Origin of the sequence: Bacteroides intestinalis DSM 17393 (assembly GCF_000172175.1) — a bacterium.
GTDB classification, from domain to species: domain Bacteria; phylum Bacteroidota; class Bacteroidia; order Bacteroidales; family Bacteroidaceae; genus Bacteroides; species Bacteroides intestinalis.
This window is the reverse complement of sequence record NZ_ABJL02000008.1, coordinates 2,008,071-2,028,060: the sequence shown is the minus strand read 5'-3', so window position 1 is coordinate 2,028,060 and position 19,990 is coordinate 2,008,071. Positions and strand designations below refer to the sequence as shown.

Here is a 19,990-nt window from a genome sequence, read left to right as displayed (position 1 = left end):
ATTTTTCTTTTTATTTGTATCTTTACGTCCTAATAGAAAAAATCACAAAATGAAAAGGGAAAATCTACACCAACCGTTTGAAATCTGTTTCAGTGAACTGGACGAATCACAATTAAAGGAACACGACCATACTTTTTTTGAACTGGTCTATATTCTATCGGGAACAGGTATTCAGTGGATAAACAACAACAAATTTCCATATCATGACGGGCATCTTTTCATGATTACTCCCGGTGACATACATTCTTTCGACATTCACACTACGACAAAGTTCGTATATATAAAGTTCAATGACATCTACATTCATTCGGCTGTTTTTGGGGCGGAGAACATTCAACGGCTGGAATTTATATTGCAACACGCCAATCACCGTCCCGGCTGTATATTACGTAATCAAACCGATAAATTGCTGGTAAAACCTATGATAGAAGCGATTATCCGTGAATATGTGAATAGGAATATATACAGCAGTGAAATTATTACGCAGTTAATCAACACGATTGTTATTGTTGTTGCCCGTAACATTGCTATGTTCCTGCCTGAACAGATAGATGAAAATTCAGAAGAAAAGTCACTGAACATCTTGCAATATATCCAATCCAACATTTGCTATCCCGAAAAGATAAAAGCCAAAGCGATAAGCCAGCATTTTGGTATTTCACCCAATTATCTTGGGAGATACTTCAAAAAGCAGACCAACGAAACCATGCAGCAGTATATCTTAAACTATAAGATGAAAATGGTGGAAAGTCGGCTTTTACACAGCGAAATGAGAATTAGCGAGATAGTAGAGGAACTGGGATTTACGGATGAAAGCCATTTGAATAGGCTATTCAAGAAATACAAAGATTGTAATCCTACTGATTTTAGGAAGAAGCATAGGGGGCAATAAAGTTCTTTTAGTGCAAGGTGCAAGTATATATATAAATATAGCTTGCACCTTGCACTAACCGCAGAATATTTATATTCAATGATTTGCGTATTTCAAAAACAAGTTGTATCTTTGAACCGAAGTTTTAGGCAGACAATGAACAGCCAAAGGATGACAAATAAACGTCTTTTTTGAGACCTAAATTGTACCCCCTAAGGCATTGACATATTGATAAAGAGTTGAATTAAAGCGACATAAGGAGATAGGTTCATTACCCTGTCTCTCCGCAGAACCTACTGGACAAAAGAGGACAGTAAGAGGACAAAAACCTACAAATCAGCGATTTGTAGGTTTTTTTATTGCCTATAAGTCTTGTTTCCAAGACAACAAAAGGACTTGAAAAGACATAGTTTCGTTACTAAATCGTTACCTATTCCCTACCGGACAAAAACGGTAACGATTTGTCCGAAAATGACCGCAGGAAGTCCGAATTTGTCCGCTGTCTAAATATCTCACATTTAAAGTGTTATCATTAGTTTTGTAACTTAAAAAATGTGAGGTTATGAAGAGTACATTTAAAGTCCTTTTCTATTTAAAGAAAGGTTCTGAAAAGAAGAACGGCGAGGTTATGATTATGGCAAGAATTACCATTGACGGTAAGTTGTGCCAGTTTAGTACGAAACAAAGCATCCTGCCCGAAAACTGGAATATGGCAGCAGGTAAAGCCAAAGGTAAGGATGCAGGCAGAATAAATGCCTTATTGGAGGATATAAAAGCATCCTTGAATAATATCTACCACGAACAGCAACGGCGTGATAACTATGTGACAGCCGAAAAGGTGAAGAATGAATTTTTGGGACACAGTGAAAAACACGAAACCATTTTAGACCTTTTCAAAAAGCACAATGACGATGTGAAACAGTTGGTCGGCATATCCAAGACGATTGCCACCTATCGTAAATACGAAGTGACCCGCCGCCACCTTGCCGAGTTTATCCAAAGCAAATACAATATATCGGATATTGCCATTAATGAAATCACTCCGATGTTTATAACAGACTTCGAGTTGTATTTGCGTACTACCTGCAAATGCAGTTATAATACGACTGCCAAGTTTATGCAGTTCTTCAAACGCATTATCCTGATAGCCCGTAATAACGGCATCTTGATTGGCGACCCGTTCGCCAATTATAAAATCCGTTTGGAGAAAGTGGATAGAGGGTATTTGACAGAGGACGAAATAAAAATCATCCTTAAAAAGAAGATGGTTTCCGAACGGTTGGAAAACGTCAGGGACTTGTTTGTCTTTTCCTGTTTCACAGGTTTGGCTTATATTGATGTCGCCAACCTTACCCAAGAGAATGTTCGCAAATCCTTTGACGGTAAGTTATGGATAATCACCAAACGCCAAAAGACCAATACGGACGTAAATGTTCCCTTGCTGGATATTCCCAAAATGATATTGAAGAAGTATAAGGGCAAGCTGCCGAACGGTAAGATACTTCCGGTAATCAGTAATCAAAAACTTAACGCCTACTTGAAAGAAATAGCGGACGTTTGCGGGATTAAAAAGAACTTGACATTTCACCTTGCCCGCCATACATTTGCGACCACAACCACGCTTGCAAAGGGTGTTCCCATCGAAACGGTTAGCAAAATGTTGGGACACACCAATATAGAAACCACGCAAATTTACGCCCGCATTACCAATAATAAGATAGGTAACGATATGCAGGGACTTGATAAGAAATTTGTCGGTATCGAGAAGATTTATAAAGAAGCCCTGTAACCTTTAAACAAGGAACTTGCCGTTAAAACGGCAGGTTCTCTACCTTATTATTACTCACTTTTAAAACAAATAAGCACATGAAAAGACAGTATCATAAAGAGTATCTGACCCGTGAAGAACTAACCGCCTTTTTAAAGGCTAAACTTTCTTCCGAACATCTTGAAAAAGTCCGTGATGTTTTTGTATTCTCCTGCTTCACCGGGCTGGTTTATGAAGATTTAAAAAAGCTACGTGCAGAGCAACTTATGACGTTACCCAGTGGTAGCCACTATTTGCGAATATATGTTCCTATGACCCGTTTTTCCCGTACTATTCCCCTGTTGGATATTCCTTATAAAATAATTAAGAAATACAAAGGACAACAAGAGGACGGCGGGTTGTTTCCGCTTTTTCCTTTGCCTGTAATGAATATTCGGTTACGGGAAATAGCTTTTGAATGTGGCATAAACAAAACTATCACCACTTTTTCAGCCCGCCGGACATTTGCCACCACGATAGCTTCGGAAAACGGTATTCCCCTTGAAACCGCAGCCAAAATATTGGGGCATAGTCTTTTGAAAAGTACGCTTTCAGTCACTTGCTTTACGAAAAACAAGATAGCCAGTGATATGTCCGCTATTTCCGGGCAATTCAAAGATATGGAAACCATGTTTAATTTATAAATAATAGAATTATGGACTTGCAAATCATTCAGAACAAAATTTTTGAAATCAGGGGTTACCGTGTAATGCTTGACTTTCATTTGGCAGAACTTTACGGAGTGCAAACCAAAGTATTGAAACAAGCGGTGAAACGTAATGAAAAACGCTTCCCACCTGATTTTCGTTTCACTATGACGAAAGAGGAATGGGACGAACTGGTCACAAATTGTGACCAGTTGCCGGAGAGCCTGAAACACAGCTATGTACTTCCCGATTGCTTTACAGAACAGGGAGTTGCTATGCTTAGTAGCGTGTTGCGTAGTCAGACCGCCATAGACGTGAATATATCCATCATGCGGGCGTTTGTCCTTATGCGCCAAATGGTAATCGGTTACGAAGAACTGCTGAAACGTATTGAAGAACTGGAAGTAAGTACGGATGCACAATTTAATGAAATCTACCAAGCCCTTACCCAGTTGTTAAGTCAGTCCCAACAGCAGAAAGAACGCCGTCCGGTAGGTTTCATTACCTATGACCGTTCAGGTAACGAATAGGTAACGATTTCAGTAACGAAATTTCACCTAATACGATATATTCCAATAAAGTATATTCTTTCAACTTGCGGGAAGTCCACCGACGACCCGCATTTCTTATATCCTTTTCTACTGGTACATTCCCCGAAACGCCAGCCGTGCGTGGCATGGCCGACTAATTTTCGTGAAAAGAGCCATTGGAAACCCGCACAAGCCTATCGTAAGATAAACTGACGATACACTTGTCTTTGCCGCCCGCATTTTCCCATTTTAGAAAATAAGTTCCCATCAGGAACTTTCCCTACAAAATATAGATTAGACCTTTTACCTGTTCCTCTTAATGTAAATCTTCCTCTTTAGCAGTCCCCCAGCCGGGACAGTCGTTTTTATCATTTCAATAGGCAAAGGTAGTTACGTGTTCTTCACGACTTTGCAAGTTCGAGCCTTTCAGGTTTGGCAAAAAATCTTCCCTGCGCCCGCTGGTTGCGAGGTATTTTTTGCCAAAAACTTGCAAAGTCTAAACACTACCCTTTTATGCCTATGTGAAACGAAAACGACCGACCCGACCGGAAGACGCATAAAAAAAGTCGGATTTACGAGAAACAGGAAAAAGGTTATGAAACTCAACTCCCTCACCTCTCAAATCCGCATAAACTTAAAAAAATTACAATCATGGAAGCAACGACATTATCAGCAGCAAGAGTTTATGTAGGCACATACGGCAAGTACAATGCAGGTTCACTTTTTGGCAAGTGGCTCGACCTTTCGGACTATTCGGACAAGGAAGAATTTTACGATGCCTGCCGGGAATTGCACAAGGACGAAGAAGATGCCGAATTTATGTTTCAGGACTGGGAGAACGTGCCGGAGAACTTAATCGGCGAAAGCTGGCTTTCGGAAAACTTTTTCGCTTTGCGTGATGCGGTGGAAGATTTAGGCGACACCGAGCAGGAAGCCTTTTTCGTGTGGTGCAACTATAAAAGCCGTGATTTTAGTAACGAAGATGCGGACGACCTTGTACGGGATTTTCAAAACGCATTTTTGGGCGAATACGAGGACGAAGAAGATTTCGCTTATGAATATGTAGAAGAATGTTATGAACTGCCGGAGTTTGCAAAGACTTATTTCGATTATGAAAAATTCGCCCGTGATTTATTCATGTGTGATTACTGGATGGACGAGGGTTTTGTATTCCGTGCGGCTTAAATACTAATCAGGGCGGGGATAATACCCTGCCCGCAATACTCAAAATAATGGAAAGGAAAAGGTTTTATAAGTTGGTTCTACGGCTTGCATTGCTTTGGGTAGTGTACCATATTACAGGCATCGGGACGGCTACCGTTTTATTTTTCGGCTTTTATGCGGCTTGTTTCCTGCTTCGGGTTTGTTTATCCTTATTTTACGGGCTTTGCGTGGCGTTCCTTTTCCTTTTGTTGCTTTCCTTACTGATTTTATAACGATTAAAAATAGAACATCATGCAATCACTTAACAAAAACGGGGTGAGTATCACCCAAACACCGGGAGAAGAAAAATACGTGAAATGTTGCTTGGGCGCATTCAGGGGACAAATTTATTATCAATATGACTACCGCCACACGGACGGCGAACTTTTCAGTACGTTGGCTAAAACGCTTGACGAGTGCCGCCGCCAGCGGGATAAGTGGATAGAGAAGAAAATGCAAAGTGATAATAAATAAAATTTAGGGACATGAAAACGACAGAAGTAAACAAAGCACTTATCGGTAGGCGTTGCGAGTGTATTTTTACGGGTTTGATGGTAACGGGCGTTATTGAGGACACCCAAGAGGACAAATATACAACAGGCGTGAAAGTACGTTTCGACACGCCGCACCAGTGGGGAGATGATTTATACCACGATGTATGGGCGTGGGGACGCAAAACAGACGATTTCGGGACGTTGCACCACTTGAAATTATTACCTGATAAAGCAGATTATCAGACAATGGTAATAATATTCGGTGAACCGATTAGCCGGATAGATACCCTTTTCAGTAATGATGTAACGGCGTGGGGTGTTTCTTCCCTGCAAGGTTGGGTAAATAGTTATGAAAGTACCCGTTTCACCCCCATAGACGAAGAAACGGCGGTTATAACGAGCGAATATAACATGGATTGTGTGAAAGAATGGTTACAGAGAAATGTGCTGATAAAAAGCCTTAAAATCAGTTGAGAAGAACGGCGGCGGTTTGCCGCCGCTACTTTCTTTCGGTGAGCCGTTGGCGGAAAAGAAAGATAGCAAAGAAACCGTTTATGTTCCCTGTCCTTAAATGCAAAAATCCGCCGAGAACAACCGACGGATTTTTGTTATAGTACACCCTTTGGTGGTTTATTCCAGTTCCCTGCCCCATAGTTCCACATCAGTGGGTGCATTACGCAAACTGTAAATCGAGCAGAGCCAAGACACCATCAGAAAGGCGAAATAGATATATGCCGCTGTTTTCATTCTTCCTTGTCATTGTCATTATTGAAACTGAATGTCAGTTGTACCAACTGCCCGAAACTGTCCTGCACATACACGTCAATAGTCTGCTGGTCGGTCGATGCGGAGGTATAATAAAGCCGGAATGTTTCTTTCTCCAGCGGGTAGAAATCATTCGGTAAAAATACCGTGCCGTTATCCATTTTCAAAGCCCCTTTTCCGTCCGGCTGAAAATACCGTATTTGGTAGGTTGTCGGCAGGTAACGCCCATCCCTAACCAACTGGCAGCGAATTTCCGCCGTTTCCCCGACTTTCAGTTTTTTGGGTACGGGTAGCGTTTCGATGCTGAACGGGTACGCCTGCTGAATATCCAAGTTGTCATTACAGGCAGTGACAAGTACAAGGGCGACCACGATGTAGCAGCCCATAATGATTTTATATGTTACATTCTTCATATCCATTGTTATATAGCGGTTAGTTGATGATAAATTTTACTCCTACGCCTACCTGCGTGTGAAACTTGCCGATGTCCGAGCCGAACAACGTCCGTTCCCTTGCATTCAGGAGAAGTACCACCCGGTCAGTCAGGTAGGCTTCCAGTTCCAGCGTTAAAGCCCCGCCGTACACAAAACAATCCTTATCCAGCAATGTAGAACCATCCGGCAATATCTTTTTGTCCCGGTTGCTCGTTTCGTACCCGGCGAGTGCCGACAATCCCAGCGAAAGGAAAAAGGTTTTCCGCCTGTCTGAAAGGAAGTTCAGGTAATAGCCGCCCTCTGCGGTAAACTGCTGTACAGGTATTTTTATGTCCTTATAATTGTATCGTTTTTCGAGGTATTCCCCGCCGAGAACCCAGCGATTTGCATTTTTGGTGTAAACGCTGTATGCAACCCCGATGTGGTAAGCAAAATCCGTGTTATCGTTCCAGTGTACGCCGTCCGCCATTCCTGCCGTAACCTGCAAGGCTTTCATTCCCGGCAGATACCTTTGTGCGTGTGCCTGGTTAAAAGTCAGGCACAACGCAAAAAGGGTCATAATGATTAAAGACCGTTTCATCCTTATTTGATTTTAAGTTCGTTAATCACTTCGGCGTTCACGATGTCGGCGTTCTCCACCCGGATAACCTGATGTCGTCCGCCGTTTTTCTCGTAGAGTTCCACCAGTAGCAATTTGTCGTCCGGTATAGTGAATTTCGGCAGGGCGTACACCGTGCGGACAACGCTTTTCCCGGCAACTTCTATTACTTCGTTATAGCTGCGTACCGCATCCAATACCGTTTCCTGAATAGCCGTTCTTTTAGGAACTTTTTTGTCCACTATTTTAAACTTGATAAAATCCGTATCAAACGGCACGTTTGAACTGTTCTTCGTTTGGGTATGTACATATAACATTCCGTTGTAGGTATAAATTCCCTTGATTAAAAACTGGATGCCGAAACGTTTGCTACCTAAATGCCGTATTTTGCGGTCGTTATTCTTGTAGATACTCTGCATTATCAGCTTTACCAACAACGGGCTTTCGTTCCCCAGTTCCCGGAAATAAATGTTCATTCGGGTATGCGAGAAATCGGACGTATCTTCATTTTCTAAGAAGTCTTTCATTTCAATGTTCAGCAGTTCCGGTTCACGGGCATATTTCGCATTAAAGGAATAAAAACTGCCATCTTCACAAATCACGCTGAAATTAGTTTCACCCGGAAAGTCCTCTGTCGTGGCTTTCACCCGGATAACATTTTCCGCCCCGTCCGCTTTTCCGGCTATGATATGGTTGCTTCCCAAATCCACGTAACGTACGGCAGACGGGAAAATAATATGTACCGTTTTGGCGAACGTAATTTCCACGCCGTAGGGTGTTACCATTTGTCGGTAGGGTAATTTCCGGGTTATCCCCTGATACAAGTTGTTGCCTGCTACATATTGCACCGTGTCGGTAGTTTGTGCTTTTACAGTTACTACGCCCAGCAAAAGGGCGAACATTACAAAAATCTTTTTCATTTCTAATTGGAATTTTAGTGGTTAAATAATTATTGTTGTTTGGCATACAGCATGACTTTATAGCCTGCTTTCAGCTTTACTTTTACAGTCCTGAATTTTTTCGCAAGATAACCGGACGTACCTTGTAACAAGCCCCTTGTCACGTCCATTGCCACTTGCTGCCCGGCACTACGAGCAAAAGAAATACTTGTTCCCAGCCCGCTGCCTATGTTTGCCATAGCTTCGTTAAAGGCTTCCTGTTCCATTGAGGACGGAACGGACAAACCTTTTTGCCCGTCCGTGTCAAACACGGCAAGTTCTACCGGAATAATGTTTCCGGCATACTCTATCGAGGACACCAGCACGTCCAGCCTTTCGCCCTGTACTTTTACCGTCCCCGATACGACCGTGTTTTTGGCTACCAGTATGTTTCCGGCTTGCAAGGGTTCGAGCAGTCGTAGTTTAACCGTCTGTCCGTCTGTCAGGGTTTGGTCTTGGTGTATGCAGGCAGCTATCGTGTTCTTTCCCATTGCGTAACCCGTACCAACTGCCGTATTGAAACCGTAGTTCCGGTTTTGGCTGTATGCCTGTATAAATTCTACATCGTTCATCGGCTGCTGCAATCCGGAAACGGTGTTTTCCCGTACTGCCTGTACCGGGTAAGCCTGCGGTTTTTGGGTGATTGTCCCGGCTGGTGCAACCTGCGCCACCTGCCCGTTTTGTTCCCCGTTCAGGTTATATTTTGCTGCCAGTTCATACGATTTTTCCAATATTGCCATTTGGTCGTCCACTCCGATGGAAGCCTTTTCTTTATCTTCCAGTTTTGCCGTCAGTTCCTCTACCTGCCTTTTAAGTTCTTCTTTTTCCTTATCTTCTTTGGGCGTTTCGTAGAATGTACTTAACTGCTGGTTGATATTCCGGTAGGCATCGGCGGAAGCCCTGACGGATGAACTGCCACCCCGGTAGGCAGAACCGCCGGGATTTTGCGGTTCTTCTTCGCTTTCCGGTATCAGTTCCAATTCTGCCGCTTCCTGCTGGTCGCCCAGCGTGAAACCGAAATCCTGCAAGGTTTTCATTTTCTCCCGTTGTTTCCGTTCCAGTTGCGCGGCTTCGTAGGCTTTCTGTTTATCGGCTATTATTCCGTCCTCTGTCGGCAGGGGAATATCGGCATTGAAGCCGCCCACTTCTTCCCGTTTCGTCCCGTCATTCGAGGACGGCACAAAAATCAGGTACATACAGCCTGCAAAGGCAAGGAACATCAGGGGAAAAACAATCATTTTCTTTCGTTGTTGCGCCTGCTGCGGGGTCAGTTCCCGTTTTGGCTTTTCTTCTTTTAAAGGTCTGCCGTCTGTTTCCGGTACGGTTGTTCCCATTTCATTCTTCTGTACTTCTTCCATCGTTCGGATAATTTAAAGGGTTGATACTGTCGTTTGTCTGCTGTAAGGGCAACTGCCTGATATGTTCGATTTGTAACCGCTGCCCGTCCCGTTTTCCGATATTGTAAATAGAGGACACGGTTATATAGATGGACATACCGCCGAAGAACACAAACATAAGGAGTATAACTGTCAGCCTTTTTCCCGGCGTGATACGCCCGCACATTTGGCGCAATTTGTCGTCCGCCCAATCCTGCACCTTTTCGATGCAATTCTTTTTCACTTTCATACTTTTACCGTTTAAGTGTTTGCAAATCCTTGTTTTCCATAATGGTGAACGCTTCCATGATAAAGCCGTGCGGGTTATTGTCGCTGCGGGTAGCGTTCAGCAACCGGCACGAAGTAATAAGACTTCGCACTGTCAGACTGCTTTCCCTGATAATCATTTGTCGGGCATAGGTATTGACCCGGTAAGGGTACTGGTTGAAATCGCATTTTATACTGTCAATTTCCACCGTTTGATTGATATTCCCGCTAATCACCCGGTTGTAATATCCTTTTTCCGCCAAGTCTTTATAATAATTAAAGGCACTCTTATCGGCAAGGAAAAGCGAGCGTTTGACGTTGCTTTCGATGGCATCCTTATCGGGGGACAACGTGAAGAACAGTTCATGAAAACGTTTCACGTGTGATTTGGCTTCCACGGGTCTGTTTTGCGCCATATCCTGCGAAAGTGCCAGCATCAGGCTTTTACCGTTATCCAAGACGTATATTTTCTGCCGTTGTGCTTCGGCGAAGCTGTAAGAGTTCCACACGGCAAAGCCCGTTATCAGGGCGCACAGGCATATAAATACCAGCGCAAAAAGCCTAATTTGCCGGAAACTCGTTTCGATGTTCGTTAAACTTTTAAATTCCATCCTTTTATTGTTTTAATGATGATAGTTATTTTTTATTTCAGCAGTTTTCCGGCAATCTTCCCGGTAGCTGCACCAGCCGCCGCACCAGCGAGTACGCCCGCTTTGGTTACATTCCGGTTGTAACCGCTTGTCCCGCCAGCCGACACAATCCAACCCGCCACGGTAGGAATGGTAAAGTAGCCCACGATACCGATAATCATAAAGATGATATATACCGAATTGCTTCCGTCCGGTATGAAATTCGGGTCTGAAAGTTCCTCAATGTCCCTTTGCAGCATCAGTGTTTGTATGCGTGCCAGCACACTGCTGAACAAATCTGCCACGGGTAGCCACAAGTAAATCGAGATATAACGTGTTATCCACTGGGTCAGCGTGCTTTGGAAACCGTCATAAACGGAAATCGCAAACGCCAGCGGACCCAGTATAGACAACACGATTAAAAAGAACGTGCGTAGCGTGTCGATAATCAAAGCCGCCGCCTGAAACATCAGTTCCAGCAGTTCCCTGAACCAGTCCCGGACTGATTTTTTTATATCGTATGCCGCCCTATCCATATACATTCCCGTCATGGTAATCATGTCGGAGGGCGACCACCCCAGTTCTTCCAGTTGTCGGTCAAATTCTTCATCCGAAGCAAGGTAAGCCGTTTCCGGGTTTCGCATCAGGGCTTCATATTCCAGTTTGTCTTTCTGCTGTCGATATTCGTTCATATCGAATGTCTGCGTTTGGAGCAGGTCGTTACAGCCCCGGACAACCGGGGAAAGCACGGTGTTGATAGTCCCCAGCACGAAAGTCGGGAAAAACATGATACACAGCCCCAGCGCAAAGGGACGCAGAAGCGGGTACACGTCTATAGGTTCGGCACGTGCGAGCGACTGCCACACTTTTGCCGCCACGTAAAACAAAGCCCCCAATCCGGCAATACCTTTCGCAACCCCGGTCATGTTGCTGCACAAGGGCATCATTTCATCATACAACGCCCTTAAAATCTGGTGCAGGTTGTCAAATTCGATAGCTGCTAATAACATAGGCATTTCTTTATCTTTATGTTACCAATAGCGTTCATTCGCCGAGCCGTAAAGAGCCATTACCCGGTCTGTATCGTTCTTCTTTTTTGCCCGCAGGTAGGAAACGGAAATATTTTTGCGGGTATAGTAGTTCACAAGATTGCGGTAATTCAGCAGGCTGGTATATGCCCGGTCAATCAGGGCGAGCCGTTCGGCATCGGTCATTGACATACCGCTGATGTTTACCACGTTTTTTAAATCCTGCAATACGTCTGCACTTTCTTCCAGTAATTTGGCATATCCGAAAGATATAGCGGTAAGTTCCTGCGGCGTATAATTTTTGTCGGACATCATTTTCTGAAAGTTGGTAACATAGATTTCCGATATTTCCGCTACCATCAGGATGCTTTTCTGTACTTTCTTTCCGCCCTTGACAATATCGTGTACTTTTTTCAGGGCATCGTAGTATTCTTTTCCCTGCTGGAAAATCTTCTGCGTTTCCTTGAAATTGCTCATTACATTGTTTGCCGTAGTGGACGTTTGTACTATCTGTTTGGCGGTATTGATGATACCTTGCGCCAAATTAGACGGGTCTGTAACGACCCATTGGGCGGAAGCCCTGCCGAAGCAGGACAGGCATACCGCCATCAGGATAAATAATTTTGTTTTCATACATTTACTGTTTTAATGATTTGTCACTTCTTTGGTATTCTCCACCGGGAGAAAGGGTAATCCGGTCGGTTTTGCCGTCATAGGTCAACACTACCGCAAAGCCCGTGTCGATGTACAGGCATCCGTCCGTTTGCCGGACGGCGTAGGTGTTTGTCAGTTCCCTGCCCCGGACTTTTACCGTGCGGGTGACCTTATATTGCCCGTTATCGTTCCAAAGGGCAAAAACGGTATTTCCGCTTTTGCTTACCCATTCGCCCCGCATCCGTTCCAGTTCTTTTTGCGTGTTGTCCTTGCAGGCTGCCATCGACAGCAGGCAGGCGCACAGCAATACCGGAAACAATCTTTTGAACCGTTTCATCTTGTTATCTTTTAGGTGGTTGTTTTATCGGGGTTTCTTTTACTTTCAGCAAGGCGTTTTATCGCCAGTTCGAGATTTCCGCCCAGCTTATCGGCGAGGGTGAACAGTTCCATTTTTTCGCTTTCTTCCGTTGTGTACGTGTAGTATTCTTCCAAACTAACTTCTGTTGCGTACACTGCCGACTGCGTGCCGCCCAGCGAAAAGAAAACTTCCTTGTACTTTCGTCCGGGATGGTTTGCCATGTTGATGGAAAGTATTTGCGCACGTTCCTTATCCGTCAGTCCCAGCAGGTTTTGGATGCTGTCGAATTTATTCAGGTATTTGCGCTGGTCTAACAAGATTTTACAATCGCTGTTGTTAATGATACTTTCTTTGACAACGGGCGAAGAAATTATATCTTCGACTTCTTGGGTGACTACAATCGCTTCCCCGAAATATTTGCGGACGGTTTTGTATAAATATTTTATGTAGTCCGCCATATTTGCACTTGCAATCGCTTTCCACGCTTCCTCGATTAATATCAACTTTCGGATGCCTTTTAACCTGCGCATTTTGTTTATGAAGGCTTCCATTATGATAATGGTTGTAATCGGGAATAAGATTTTGTGGTCTTTGATATTGTCCAACTCAAAGACTATAAAGCGTTTGTGCAGCAAATCCAGTTCTTGGTCGGAGTTTAGCAGGTAATCATATTCGCCACCCCGGTAGTAGGGTTCGAGGACATTCAGGAAACCGTCTATATCGAAGTCCTTTTCCCGAACGTTCTTTTCTGCCAGCTTTTGGCGGTATTCGTCCCGTACATACTCATAAAAGGTGTTAAAACAGGGCTTAACCGTCCGGTTGCTGGTAATCCGTTCGATATAGGCACTTACAGCGTTGGACAGGGCGACTTCTTCCGAACGTGTCGGTGCTTCATCGTTCCTTTTCCACAGGGTAAGTATTAACGTCTTGATGCTTTCCTTTTTCTCGATGTCGAAAATGCCATCTTCCACGTAAAACGGGTTAAAGGCTATCGGGTTTTCGTTGGTATAGGTGAAGTAAACCCCATCTTCCCCGTGTGTGCGGTTGTGTATCAACTGGCACAACCCCAAATAACTGTTACCCGTGTCCACCAAAAGCACGTGCGCCCCTTGCTCGTAATATTGCCTTACCATGTGATTGGTGAAGAAACTTTTGCCGCTACCACTCGGCCCCAAAATAAATTTGTTGCGATTGGTCGTAATACCTTTTTTCATGGGCAGGTCTGAAATGTCGATGTGCAGCGGCTTTCCGCTTACCCTGTCCACCATCTTGATGCCGAACGGCGACAACGAACTTTTGTAATTTGTTTCTTCGGTGAAGAAACATAGAGCCTGCCCCAAAAAAGTGTAGAAACTTTCTTCCGCCGGGAAGTCCGCTTCGTTTCCGGGTATTCCCGCCCAAAACAATGTCGGTGTGTCGGTGGTATTGTGGCGTGGTTTACATTCCATCAGTGCCAACTGGCTGCCTACATCGTTCCTGATACGCTTTAGTTCGTCCCGGTCGTCCGACCATGCCATAACATTGCAGTGGCAGCGCACAGAGATAAGCCCTTTGCTATGTGCTTCGTTTAGGTATTCTTCTATCCACTGTTTATTCACCTGATTGGCACGGGAGTAGCGGGAAAGCGAGTGCATATTCCTTGCGGTTTGCTCGAAGTTTTTCAGGTTTTCGGTGTGGTCGTCCAAAAAAATAAACTGGTTGTACACGTGATTGCAGGAGAGCAACACGCCAACGGGTGCGGCAAATGACAGGCGGCAGTCCGAACGGTCGGTGGACAGTTTTTCATAACGGCTGTCCGTACCGACCTTTCCCGGCAAATCTTCCACGTCCGAAAGGGTATGCAGGCATAGTATATCATCCCCGATACGCATATCTTCCGGGTTAAGCTGCATATCTTTCAGGGTGGTGGTGTCCGTTTGTGAAAGCGAGAAATATTTTTCAATAATTCCCGCTTGCCCGTTCTGTCCGGTGATTTCCGGCGTTTCCAGCCGTGTAAGGGTGATAAATCCGCTGTCGTTCATAATCTTTTCAAACTGTCCGACCGCTTCGAGGAACTTATTTACCGTTTCCTTATCTTCTATCTCTTTAGGTATAATCCTACCCCGGCAAAGGGTGGAAAAGTCGCTTTGTCGGCGGCTTTTCTCCTTTGTCGTTTTTGTAAGGAACAGGTAACAGTAATGGTTCAGGAACGGGCGTTCGTTAAAATGACGTTCAAACGAACGGCTTAAAAAACTAAGTTCATCCTTTTGTATATCCGGCTGGTAGTTCTCTTTGATGAAAAAATCCTGTTTGTGGATGATGGAGAAGTCCGGCAATACCTTGATAGCCTTGTACCAAGCCGAATGTATCGCTTCATATTCCGTACTGGTGACGGTGAACAGTTCCGGTAGTTCTACCGAGAAAGCGACCGTAATATCCGCATCTTTGGACACGATGCAGCCGTTTTCCACCGCCAAAAGCGGGAACTTCCGTTCCAATGTGGTAGCCTTTAATGTATTTCTCATTCTTTCTTGCTTTTATAGGTAAATAGTCGGGGAATAGTCCTGCGGTTGATGATAAAGCGGGGATGCCGTTTGCGGGCTGCAATTTTCATCAGCCCGTGTGTGCCGTAGCGTTCATTTAACCGAAAAGTCTGCCATACGAGCAGCAGGGCGGCAGTAACGCCGAACCCGATGCACACCCACTGGTTTACACCTGCCATGAACAGGATAATGAACACTACGAACACGGCAAGCAAGCCGCCCGCAAAGATGAAAAGGTACTGGCTTTTCAATCCTTTAAACTCCACAGGTTTTCCGATACCCCGGTTTACTGGATATTCAGACATAATACATTCTTTTATAAGAAGAAAGAACGTAGGATAGTGGCTGCCACGATAAGGAATATACAAGCCCCAAACCAGCTTGCGGCGACCTTGCTGGTGTCGGGGTCGCCTGATGAAAATTTGTTATAGACTTTTACGCCACCAATCAATCCGCAAACCGCACCCACGGCATACACCAACTTTGTTCCGGGGTCAAAGTAGCTGGTTATCATGTTGGTAGCTTCTGTTATACCCGCTTGTCCGTTTCCTTGCGCATACGCACCCATAACAGCGGCAAGGAGAGCCGCCGAAAGAAAGATTTTCTTTTTCATTTCAATTTTGTTTTTAAGCACCGGGCTGGCAGGTGGATAGTCCGCCATGCCCGGCAAGATGAATAAATAAGAATTTTAGTGGTTGGGATAAATCCCGTTTTTTTGCTGTTGGCTGCCAATCAACCGTAATCCCGTTCTTTCATGCTGTTGTACATTTAGAGGTTATAAAAACTCGTTCATATCGAATTTCCGGTATTCTTCGTTTGTCCCGGCTGTTTGCGTGTCGGTGGTCGGTATTGCCGCCGCTTCGTTCCGTTTCAGGAGTTCCGCTACCTTTTCCAATTCGCCGTTGATGTTTGCCACCACTGCATCGTAAAGGTTTGTTCCGGTTATTTGTCCGAGTGTTTCGGCTGCCTGCTGTTTGTCTGCTTCGGCAGGGTTCGGAGTATTTACCGTGCGTACAGCTTCGACCAGTTTTTCAAACTCTACACCCGTAGCCTGTCCCGTTTCATCGTCTGCCATGTACCCGGCGATTTCCTCGTCCTCGTAGTCCGGTTCTTCCGCCGCTTCAAAGGTCATTTCAAAGTCGGTTTCTTCGTTTTCTCCGCCAGCATCGGGCGCAAATGTAGTATCATTTTCAACCGCTTGCGGGAAGTGTCCCAAGATGTCCCCGTTTGTCCTCATTAGTCCACTGCGGAAATGGCTTTCACCCACCAGCGAAGCGGTATTTTCCCGCTTTTTCCTTTCCGGCTGGGGAGCTGTCCGGTTGTTTACAGCCACACGGCGATACCATCCCCACAGGGCAAGGTAATAAACCGCCAGTCCGATGATGATGCAGTATAAGACCATATGCTAAAAAGGTTTGTGAAAATGACTTTCGTACAAGGTGTTTATTTCATCCTGAAATTGCTCGAAATGGCGCAGCAGAATATTTTCCACGTAGCTGCTGGCAGTCGCTTTGCGCCCGCCGATAACCGTTACAATACGCATCAGCTTTTCATGCGTGGTGCGGCTGACGTACAAAGGCTGTCGGTCGGACAATTCCACTTTTTGGAAATAGGTTTCCCGATAGTCACCCGTTCCATTTTTCCGTTTGCGGGCGGCTGGTTTTTCCGTTTGCGGTTGTTCTGTCACCTGTACGACTTCTGCCTGCCTTGTTTCTTTCTCCACTTCCGGCGCATCTTCCTTTGGTGTTGCATCCGGCTGGTCATCCCGTTTAGCGGGTATGCCTTGCGAGATAATTTCTTTCATGAAATTTTCGTCTATCTGCGGTTTTCCGCTGTTCTGTTTTGCCATATCATTTCAATTTGATGTAATACGCTATTTCTGTTACCAGTTCTTCCAAGTTGCTGCCCCTTACCAGCATCCGGCTGGCAGGAAAGAGCGTGGAACGGAACACTGCTTTTTTATCCGTCACCAGTTCTTTTTTGTATCTTTTGGTATCGGGTATAAAAGTTTTCATCAGGGGCAGTTCCAATTCCCGTATAGTGTTGTCATACACGGTGTACAGGTCTGTTTTTTCCCTACCGTCCACCATGTTCCAAAAGAGGTACAGCCCGGCAAGGCGGCAGGCTTCGTTCCGTACCAGCAGCTTGTTGATAGCCACCGCAAACGACAGGCTGCTTTCCAGCACCACTTTGTCGGCGGCTATGGGGGTGAAAATGTAGTCCATACCGGACAGGGAGTTTATTACACCCTCACTGTTTACCGTTCCGGGCAGGTCGAAAAAGACAATATCCGGCACGTTTGCGGCAGCGGTTATATATTCGTCTGCCGTGGCTATCGCTTTTTCGGGGGAACTGCATAGCACGGGATAGGCTTTCTTTCCCAACCGGGTAAATTGTTCATACGCCATGCGCTTGTAATCTTCATCTTCGCCCACCATTTCAGCATCCCGTTTGCGCATCCCGGCGATGGAGTGCTGCGGGTAGTCGCAATCCACGACCACCACGTCATACCCTTTCAGGTAATACAGGTAACTTGCAGCCAGCACGGTAAAAGTGGTTTTGCCTACTCCGCCCTTTTGGGTGGAAAAGGCTACATAAAGGGGTGTTTTCTCGTTTTCCATAATGCTTTCACTTGTTAATGACTGATTATTATATTGTTTTCATTTTTCCTTTCCTGATTGACAGCTTTCTTTCTTGTGTTCACGCTTTCTTGCCATCCATCTTGCTTTGCAGCCATTGGGAAAGATTGTTTTCTTGCTTTCATTCTTTCCTGAAATCCTGCTATCCTGATGTCTTGAAATCTTGTTGCCAACCTTTTTTCCTATCCGGCTTCAAAGGCTGCTTTCTGTCTTTCAATCCAGCTTTCAATCTTGAAATCTGCTACAAATAAAAGAAGAAAAAACACCCGTTTCGAGAAGTGTCCGCAGATGTCCCCATTTGTCCTTATTTGTCCAACAATATGCTATTTTACAGCATTTTAAATCACCGTTACTTTGCAACGGAGTAACAAACCGGAAAGGGCAGGCAGGTGAAAACGGGCGTGTGTGCCGCAGGGTTTACCGTTGCACGCTAACCCCAATCCGTCCGTGACGGATTTTGATTTTCGCAGAGAAAATAGCAAGGTGTGTTTCGTGGCACACGAAACCGTTTTTCGTGCCTCAAAACGCCTTGCCCCTGTCGGGGATAAAAATTACTCCGAAGTCGTAATTTTTAAAGAAAGAAGTATGGAAACAAAGAAGCAAAACAAGGGCGGTCGTCCCACCCTTGATGACCCGGCGAAGCATCGCCATGTGTTGTACCTGAACGACCGGGAGAATGCCCGGTTTCTCTCCCAGTGGGAGCAGTCCGGCGTGACGAGTAAGTCCCGTTTTATTGCCGCCCGTCTTTTCGGCGAACCGTTCAGGGTGGTGAAAGTGGACAAGTCGGCAGTCGAATATTGCGCCCGGCTGACTGAATTTTACGCCCAGTTCCGGGCGGTGGCTGTCAATTACAACCAAGTGGTAAAGGCATTGCACAGCAATTTTTCCGAGAAAAAGGCACTGGCTTTTCTCTATAAATTGGAGAAAGCGACTACTGAACTGGCAGTGTTGAACCGCCAAGTGATTGAACTTACCAACGAGTGTAAAGAACTATGGTTGCCAAAATAAGCACGGGCAGTTCCATGTTCGGCGCACTTGCGTACAACCAAAACAAGGTGGATAACGAGGATGCCAAAGTGCTTTTTTCCAATCGTATGTTACTGAACGAAGATGGAAATTTCAGTATCGGCGAGTGTATGCACAGCTTTGAAATGCAGATGCCCGTTCAGCTTTCTACCAAGAAACCAATCGTTCATATCTCTATCAACCCGCACCCGGAAGATGTACTTTCCGACCAGCAACTTACAGACATTGCACAAGAGTATATGCAGAAATTGGGTTACGGCAATCAGCCTTATTTGGTGTATAAACATGAAGACATCGACCGCCACCATATACACATCGTAGGCTTACGGGTGGACGAGAACGGCAAACCGCTGAATGACAAATTCGAGCATCGGCGCAGCAAACAAATCACCCGTGAACTGGAAAAGAAATATGACCTGCATCCGGCAGAGCGAAAAGAGCGAACCGAACGCCCCGAACTTAAAAAGGTGGATTATGCAGCCGGGGACGTGAAGCACCAAATCGGTAACGCCGTGAAAGGTGCTTGTTACGGCTACCGTTTCCAGTCGTTCGGGGAATATAAAGCCCTGCTTGCCTGCTATAATGTTTATGCCGAGGAAGTCAAAGGGGAAATAAGCGGAAAGCCTTATCAGGGCATTGTTTATTCCGCCATGAATGACAAGGGCGAAAAGGTCGGTAACCCGGTGAAAGCATCCCGTATCGGTAAATCGGTGGGTTATGAAGCACTGGAAAGGCGTATGCAGAAATCCGGTGAAGTGATAAAGGACAAGAACCTGAAAGAGCGTACCCGCCGCACGGTCGCAGCCGTGATGAAAACTGCCGATAACCGTAAGGAACTGGAACGGCAGCTAAAGCAGCAAGGCATAGACGTTCTGTTCCGGCAGAATGACAGCGGACGTATTTACGGTGTTACGTTCATAGACCATGATAATCGGGTAGTGCTGAACGGTTCACGCTTGGGTAAGGAATTTTCGGCGAACGTGTTTAATGAAACGTATTCCGCCGATACCCATTCGCAAAAACCGGAACTTACCTTGCCGCAGGAACGGCAACCGTTTGCCCCCAAAGAGCAACCGACACCCGGTTTTTCCTCTGTCGGCATAGGTGGACTTTTAGGCGGAGCATCCGGCGGGGACGAGCCGCAAGATACCACCAGCCAAAAGAGAAAGAAGAAAAAGAAACGCAACAGACGAATTTACTAATT

At 45.3% G+C, this 19,990-nt stretch carries 25 protein-coding genes; 9 read left to right on the top strand and 16 right to left on the bottom strand.

Going from position 1 to position 19,990, the window contains the following annotated elements; all coding sequences use genetic code 11:
- The first annotated feature begins 49 nt into the window (after positions 1-49).
- From BACINT_RS17540 to BACINT_RS17510, 7 genes are all read left to right on the top strand, one after another.
- Entirely contained in the window at positions 50-892 is an 843-nt protein-coding gene (locus BACINT_RS17540; RefSeq protein WP_007665467.1) for an AraC family transcriptional regulator, read from the top strand.
- Positions 893-1,433: 541 nt separating this feature from the next.
- On the top strand, positions 1,434-2,660 hold the full coding sequence (locus tag BACINT_RS17535; RefSeq protein ID WP_007665466.1) for a site-specific integrase: 1,227 nt from the start codon (positions 1,434-1,436) through the stop codon (positions 2,658-2,660).
- A gap of 77 nt (positions 2,661-2,737) precedes the next feature.
- The gene (locus BACINT_RS17530) at positions 2,738-3,322 is read left to right on the top strand and encodes a site-specific integrase (RefSeq protein ID WP_007665465.1); all 585 of its coding nucleotides are present in this window, start codon (positions 2,738-2,740) and stop codon (positions 3,320-3,322) included.
- Between the two features lie 11 nt (positions 3,323-3,333).
- The gene (locus BACINT_RS17525) at positions 3,334-3,855 is read left to right on the top strand and encodes an ORF6N domain-containing protein (protein WP_007665464.1); all 522 of its coding nucleotides are present in this window, start codon (positions 3,334-3,336) and stop codon (positions 3,853-3,855) included.
- Between the two features lie 651 nt (positions 3,856-4,506).
- Positions 4,507-5,040 carry an antirestriction protein ArdA gene (locus BACINT_RS17520; protein ID WP_007665461.1) on the top strand — a complete coding sequence of 178 codons (534 nt, stop codon included), beginning with the start codon at positions 4,507-4,509 and terminating at the stop codon, positions 5,038-5,040.
- A 270-nt stretch (positions 5,041-5,310) separates the two neighbouring features.
- Positions 5,311-5,532 (top strand): DUF3873 domain-containing protein, encoded by a 222-nt coding sequence (locus BACINT_RS17515; RefSeq protein WP_007665459.1) that lies wholly within the window; start codon positions 5,311-5,313, stop codon positions 5,530-5,532.
- Positions 5,533-5,543: 11 nt separating this feature from the next.
- Entirely contained in the window at positions 5,544-6,026 is a 483-nt protein-coding gene (locus tag BACINT_RS17510) for a DUF7258 domain-containing protein (RefSeq protein WP_007665458.1), read from the top strand.
- Between the two features lie 269 nt (positions 6,027-6,295).
- On the opposite strand, the gene BACINT_RS17505 is transcribed toward BACINT_RS17510, so the two are convergent.
- The 16 genes from BACINT_RS17505 to BACINT_RS24245 all read right to left on the bottom strand — a co-directional run bounded on the left by BACINT_RS17505 (position 6,296) and on the right by BACINT_RS24245 (position 17,933).
- Positions 6,296-6,736: a DUF3872 domain-containing protein gene (locus BACINT_RS17505; protein WP_007665456.1), complete on the bottom strand. Its 441-nt coding sequence runs from the start codon at positions 6,734-6,736 to the stop codon at positions 6,296-6,298.
- Positions 6,737-6,749: 13 nt separating this feature from the next.
- A complete protein-coding gene (locus BACINT_RS17500; RefSeq protein WP_007665455.1) occupies positions 6,750-7,331 on the bottom strand; it encodes a conjugal transfer protein TraO in 582 nt (193 codons plus the stop codon).
- Positions 7,332-7,333: 2 nt separating this feature from the next.
- Positions 7,334-8,269: a conjugative transposon protein TraN gene (traN, locus tag BACINT_RS17495; RefSeq protein WP_007665454.1), complete on the bottom strand. Its 936-nt coding sequence runs from the start codon at positions 8,267-8,269 to the stop codon at positions 7,334-7,336.
- 29 nt (positions 8,270-8,298) lie between these two features.
- Complete coding sequence (traM, locus tag BACINT_RS17490) at positions 8,299-9,645, bottom strand: conjugative transposon protein TraM (protein ID WP_007665453.1); 1,347 nt, start codon at positions 9,643-9,645, stop codon at positions 8,299-8,301.
- Positions 9,623-9,913, bottom strand: a complete 291-nt coding sequence (locus BACINT_RS17485) for a TraL conjugative transposon family protein (RefSeq protein ID WP_007665452.1) — start codon at positions 9,911-9,913, stop codon at positions 9,623-9,625. The genes traM and BACINT_RS17485 overlap by 23 nt, the downstream gene beginning before the upstream one ends.
- Before the next feature lie 4 nt (positions 9,914-9,917).
- Positions 9,918-10,541: a conjugative transposon protein TraK gene (traK, locus tag BACINT_RS17480; protein ID WP_007665451.1), complete on the bottom strand. Its 624-nt coding sequence runs from the start codon at positions 10,539-10,541 to the stop codon at positions 9,918-9,920.
- A gap of 32 nt (positions 10,542-10,573) precedes the next feature.
- Positions 10,574-11,569, bottom strand: coding sequence for a conjugative transposon protein TraJ (gene traJ / locus BACINT_RS17475; protein ID WP_085930043.1), 996 nt, complete (start codon positions 11,567-11,569; stop codon positions 10,574-10,576).
- 21 nt (positions 11,570-11,590) lie between these two features.
- The gene (locus BACINT_RS17470; RefSeq protein ID WP_007665449.1) at positions 11,591-12,220 is read right to left on the bottom strand and encodes a DUF4141 domain-containing protein; all 630 of its coding nucleotides are present in this window, start codon (positions 12,218-12,220) and stop codon (positions 11,591-11,593) included.
- Positions 12,221-12,224: 4 nt separating this feature from the next.
- Positions 12,225-12,578: a DUF3876 domain-containing protein gene (locus tag BACINT_RS17465; RefSeq protein ID WP_041505361.1), complete on the bottom strand. Its 354-nt coding sequence runs from the start codon at positions 12,576-12,578 to the stop codon at positions 12,225-12,227.
- Between the two features lie 11 nt (positions 12,579-12,589).
- Positions 12,590-15,103, bottom strand: a complete 2,514-nt coding sequence (locus BACINT_RS17460) for a TraG family conjugative transposon ATPase (protein ID WP_007665447.1) — start codon at positions 15,101-15,103, stop codon at positions 12,590-12,592.
- Positions 15,100-15,426, bottom strand: a complete 327-nt coding sequence (locus BACINT_RS17455) for a DUF4133 domain-containing protein (RefSeq protein ID WP_005800979.1) — start codon at positions 15,424-15,426, stop codon at positions 15,100-15,102. The genes BACINT_RS17460 and BACINT_RS17455 overlap by 4 nt, the downstream gene beginning before the upstream one ends.
- An 11-nt stretch (positions 15,427-15,437) precedes the next feature.
- Positions 15,438-15,734: a DUF4134 domain-containing protein gene (locus tag BACINT_RS17450; protein ID WP_005800977.1), complete on the bottom strand. Its 297-nt coding sequence runs from the start codon at positions 15,732-15,734 to the stop codon at positions 15,438-15,440.
- Positions 15,735-15,896: 162 nt separating this feature from the next.
- Positions 15,897-16,523: a hypothetical protein gene (locus BACINT_RS17445; RefSeq protein ID WP_007665445.1), complete on the bottom strand. Its 627-nt coding sequence runs from the start codon at positions 16,521-16,523 to the stop codon at positions 15,897-15,899.
- A gap of 3 nt (positions 16,524-16,526) precedes the next feature.
- Entirely contained in the window at positions 16,527-16,970 is a 444-nt protein-coding gene (locus tag BACINT_RS17440) for a DUF3408 domain-containing protein (protein ID WP_007665444.1), read from the bottom strand.
- A gap of 1 nt (position 16,971) precedes the next feature.
- Positions 16,972-17,742: a ParA family protein gene (locus BACINT_RS17435; protein WP_005800973.1), complete on the bottom strand. Its 771-nt coding sequence runs from the start codon at positions 17,740-17,742 to the stop codon at positions 16,972-16,974.
- A 14-nt stretch (positions 17,743-17,756) separates the two neighbouring features.
- Positions 17,757-17,933, bottom strand: a complete 177-nt coding sequence (locus BACINT_RS24245) for a hypothetical protein (RefSeq protein WP_157448664.1) — start codon at positions 17,931-17,933, stop codon at positions 17,757-17,759.
- A gap of 412 nt (positions 17,934-18,345) precedes the next feature.
- Here BACINT_RS24245 and mobA point away from each other — a divergent pair, with 412 nt between their 5' ends.
- Positions 18,346-18,768: a conjugal transfer protein MobA gene (mobA, locus tag BACINT_RS17430; RefSeq protein WP_005800972.1), complete on the top strand. Its 423-nt coding sequence runs from the start codon at positions 18,346-18,348 to the stop codon at positions 18,766-18,768.
- Positions 18,753-19,988, top strand: a complete 1,236-nt coding sequence (mobB, locus tag BACINT_RS17425; protein WP_007665440.1) for a conjugal transfer protein MobB — start codon at positions 18,753-18,755, stop codon at positions 19,986-19,988. The genes mobA and mobB overlap by 16 nt, the downstream gene beginning before the upstream one ends.
- Positions 19,989-19,990: the final 2 nt, after the last annotated feature.

Bases quoted from the DNA above. Each gene is read 5' to 3' on its own strand.
- BACINT_RS17540 (WP_007665467.1), top strand. From the start codon at position 50: ATGAAAAGGGAAAATCTACACCAACCGTTTGAAATCTGTTTCAGTGAA.
- BACINT_RS17520 (WP_007665461.1), top strand. From the start codon at position 4,507: ATGGAAGCAACGACATTATCAGCAGCAAGAGTTTATGTAGGCACATAC.
- mobB (WP_007665440.1), top strand. From the start codon at position 18,753: ATGGTTGCCAAAATAAGCACGGGCAGTTCCATGTTCGGCGCACTTGCG.
- BACINT_RS17505 (WP_007665456.1), bottom strand. From the start codon at position 6,736: ATGGATATGAAGAATGTAACATATAAAATCATTATGGGCTGCTACATC.
- traJ (WP_085930043.1), bottom strand. From the start codon at position 11,569: ATGTTATTAGCAGCTATCGAATTTGACAACCTGCACCAGATTTTAAGG.
- traN (WP_007665454.1), bottom strand. From the start codon at position 8,269: ATGAAAAAGATTTTTGTAATGTTCGCCCTTTTGCTGGGCGTAGTAACT.
- BACINT_RS17470 (WP_007665449.1), bottom strand. From the start codon at position 12,220: ATGAAAACAAAATTATTTATCCTGATGGCGGTATGCCTGTCCTGCTTC.
- BACINT_RS17530 (WP_007665465.1), top strand. From the start codon at position 2,738: ATGAAAAGACAGTATCATAAAGAGTATCTGACCCGTGAAGAACTAACC.
- mobA (WP_005800972.1), top strand. From the start codon at position 18,346: ATGGAAACAAAGAAGCAAAACAAGGGCGGTCGTCCCACCCTTGATGAC.
- BACINT_RS17525 (WP_007665464.1), top strand. From the start codon at position 3,334: ATGGACTTGCAAATCATTCAGAACAAAATTTTTGAAATCAGGGGTTAC.
- BACINT_RS17535 (WP_007665466.1), top strand. From the start codon at position 1,434: ATGAAGAGTACATTTAAAGTCCTTTTCTATTTAAAGAAAGGTTCTGAA.
- BACINT_RS17485 (WP_007665452.1), bottom strand. From the start codon at position 9,913: ATGAAAGTGAAAAAGAATTGCATCGAAAAGGTGCAGGATTGGGCGGAC.
- BACINT_RS17450 (WP_005800977.1), bottom strand. From the start codon at position 15,734: ATGAAAAAGAAAATCTTTCTTTCGGCGGCTCTCCTTGCCGCTGTTATG.
- BACINT_RS17465 (WP_041505361.1), bottom strand. From the start codon at position 12,578: ATGAAACGGTTCAAAAGATTGTTTCCGGTATTGCTGTGCGCCTGCCTG.
- BACINT_RS17515 (WP_007665459.1), top strand. From the start codon at position 5,311: ATGCAATCACTTAACAAAAACGGGGTGAGTATCACCCAAACACCGGGA.
- BACINT_RS17455 (WP_005800979.1), bottom strand. From the start codon at position 15,426: ATGTCTGAATATCCAGTAAACCGGGGTATCGGAAAACCTGTGGAGTTT.
- traK (WP_007665451.1), bottom strand. From the start codon at position 10,541: ATGGAATTTAAAAGTTTAACGAACATCGAAACGAGTTTCCGGCAAATT.
- BACINT_RS17510 (WP_007665458.1), top strand. From the start codon at position 5,544: ATGAAAACGACAGAAGTAAACAAAGCACTTATCGGTAGGCGTTGCGAG.
- traM (WP_007665453.1), bottom strand. From the start codon at position 9,645: ATGGAAGAAGTACAGAAGAATGAAATGGGAACAACCGTACCGGAAACA.
- BACINT_RS17445 (WP_007665445.1), bottom strand. From the start codon at position 16,523: ATGGTCTTATACTGCATCATCATCGGACTGGCGGTTTATTACCTTGCC.
- BACINT_RS17440 (WP_007665444.1), bottom strand. From the start codon at position 16,970: ATGGCAAAACAGAACAGCGGAAAACCGCAGATAGACGAAAATTTCATG.
- BACINT_RS17460 (WP_007665447.1), bottom strand. From the start codon at position 15,103: ATGAGAAATACATTAAAGGCTACCACATTGGAACGGAAGTTCCCGCTT.
- BACINT_RS17500 (WP_007665455.1), bottom strand. From the start codon at position 7,331: ATGAAACGGTCTTTAATCATTATGACCCTTTTTGCGTTGTGCCTGACT.
- BACINT_RS17435 (WP_005800973.1), bottom strand. From the start codon at position 17,742: ATGGAAAACGAGAAAACACCCCTTTATGTAGCCTTTTCCACCCAAAAG.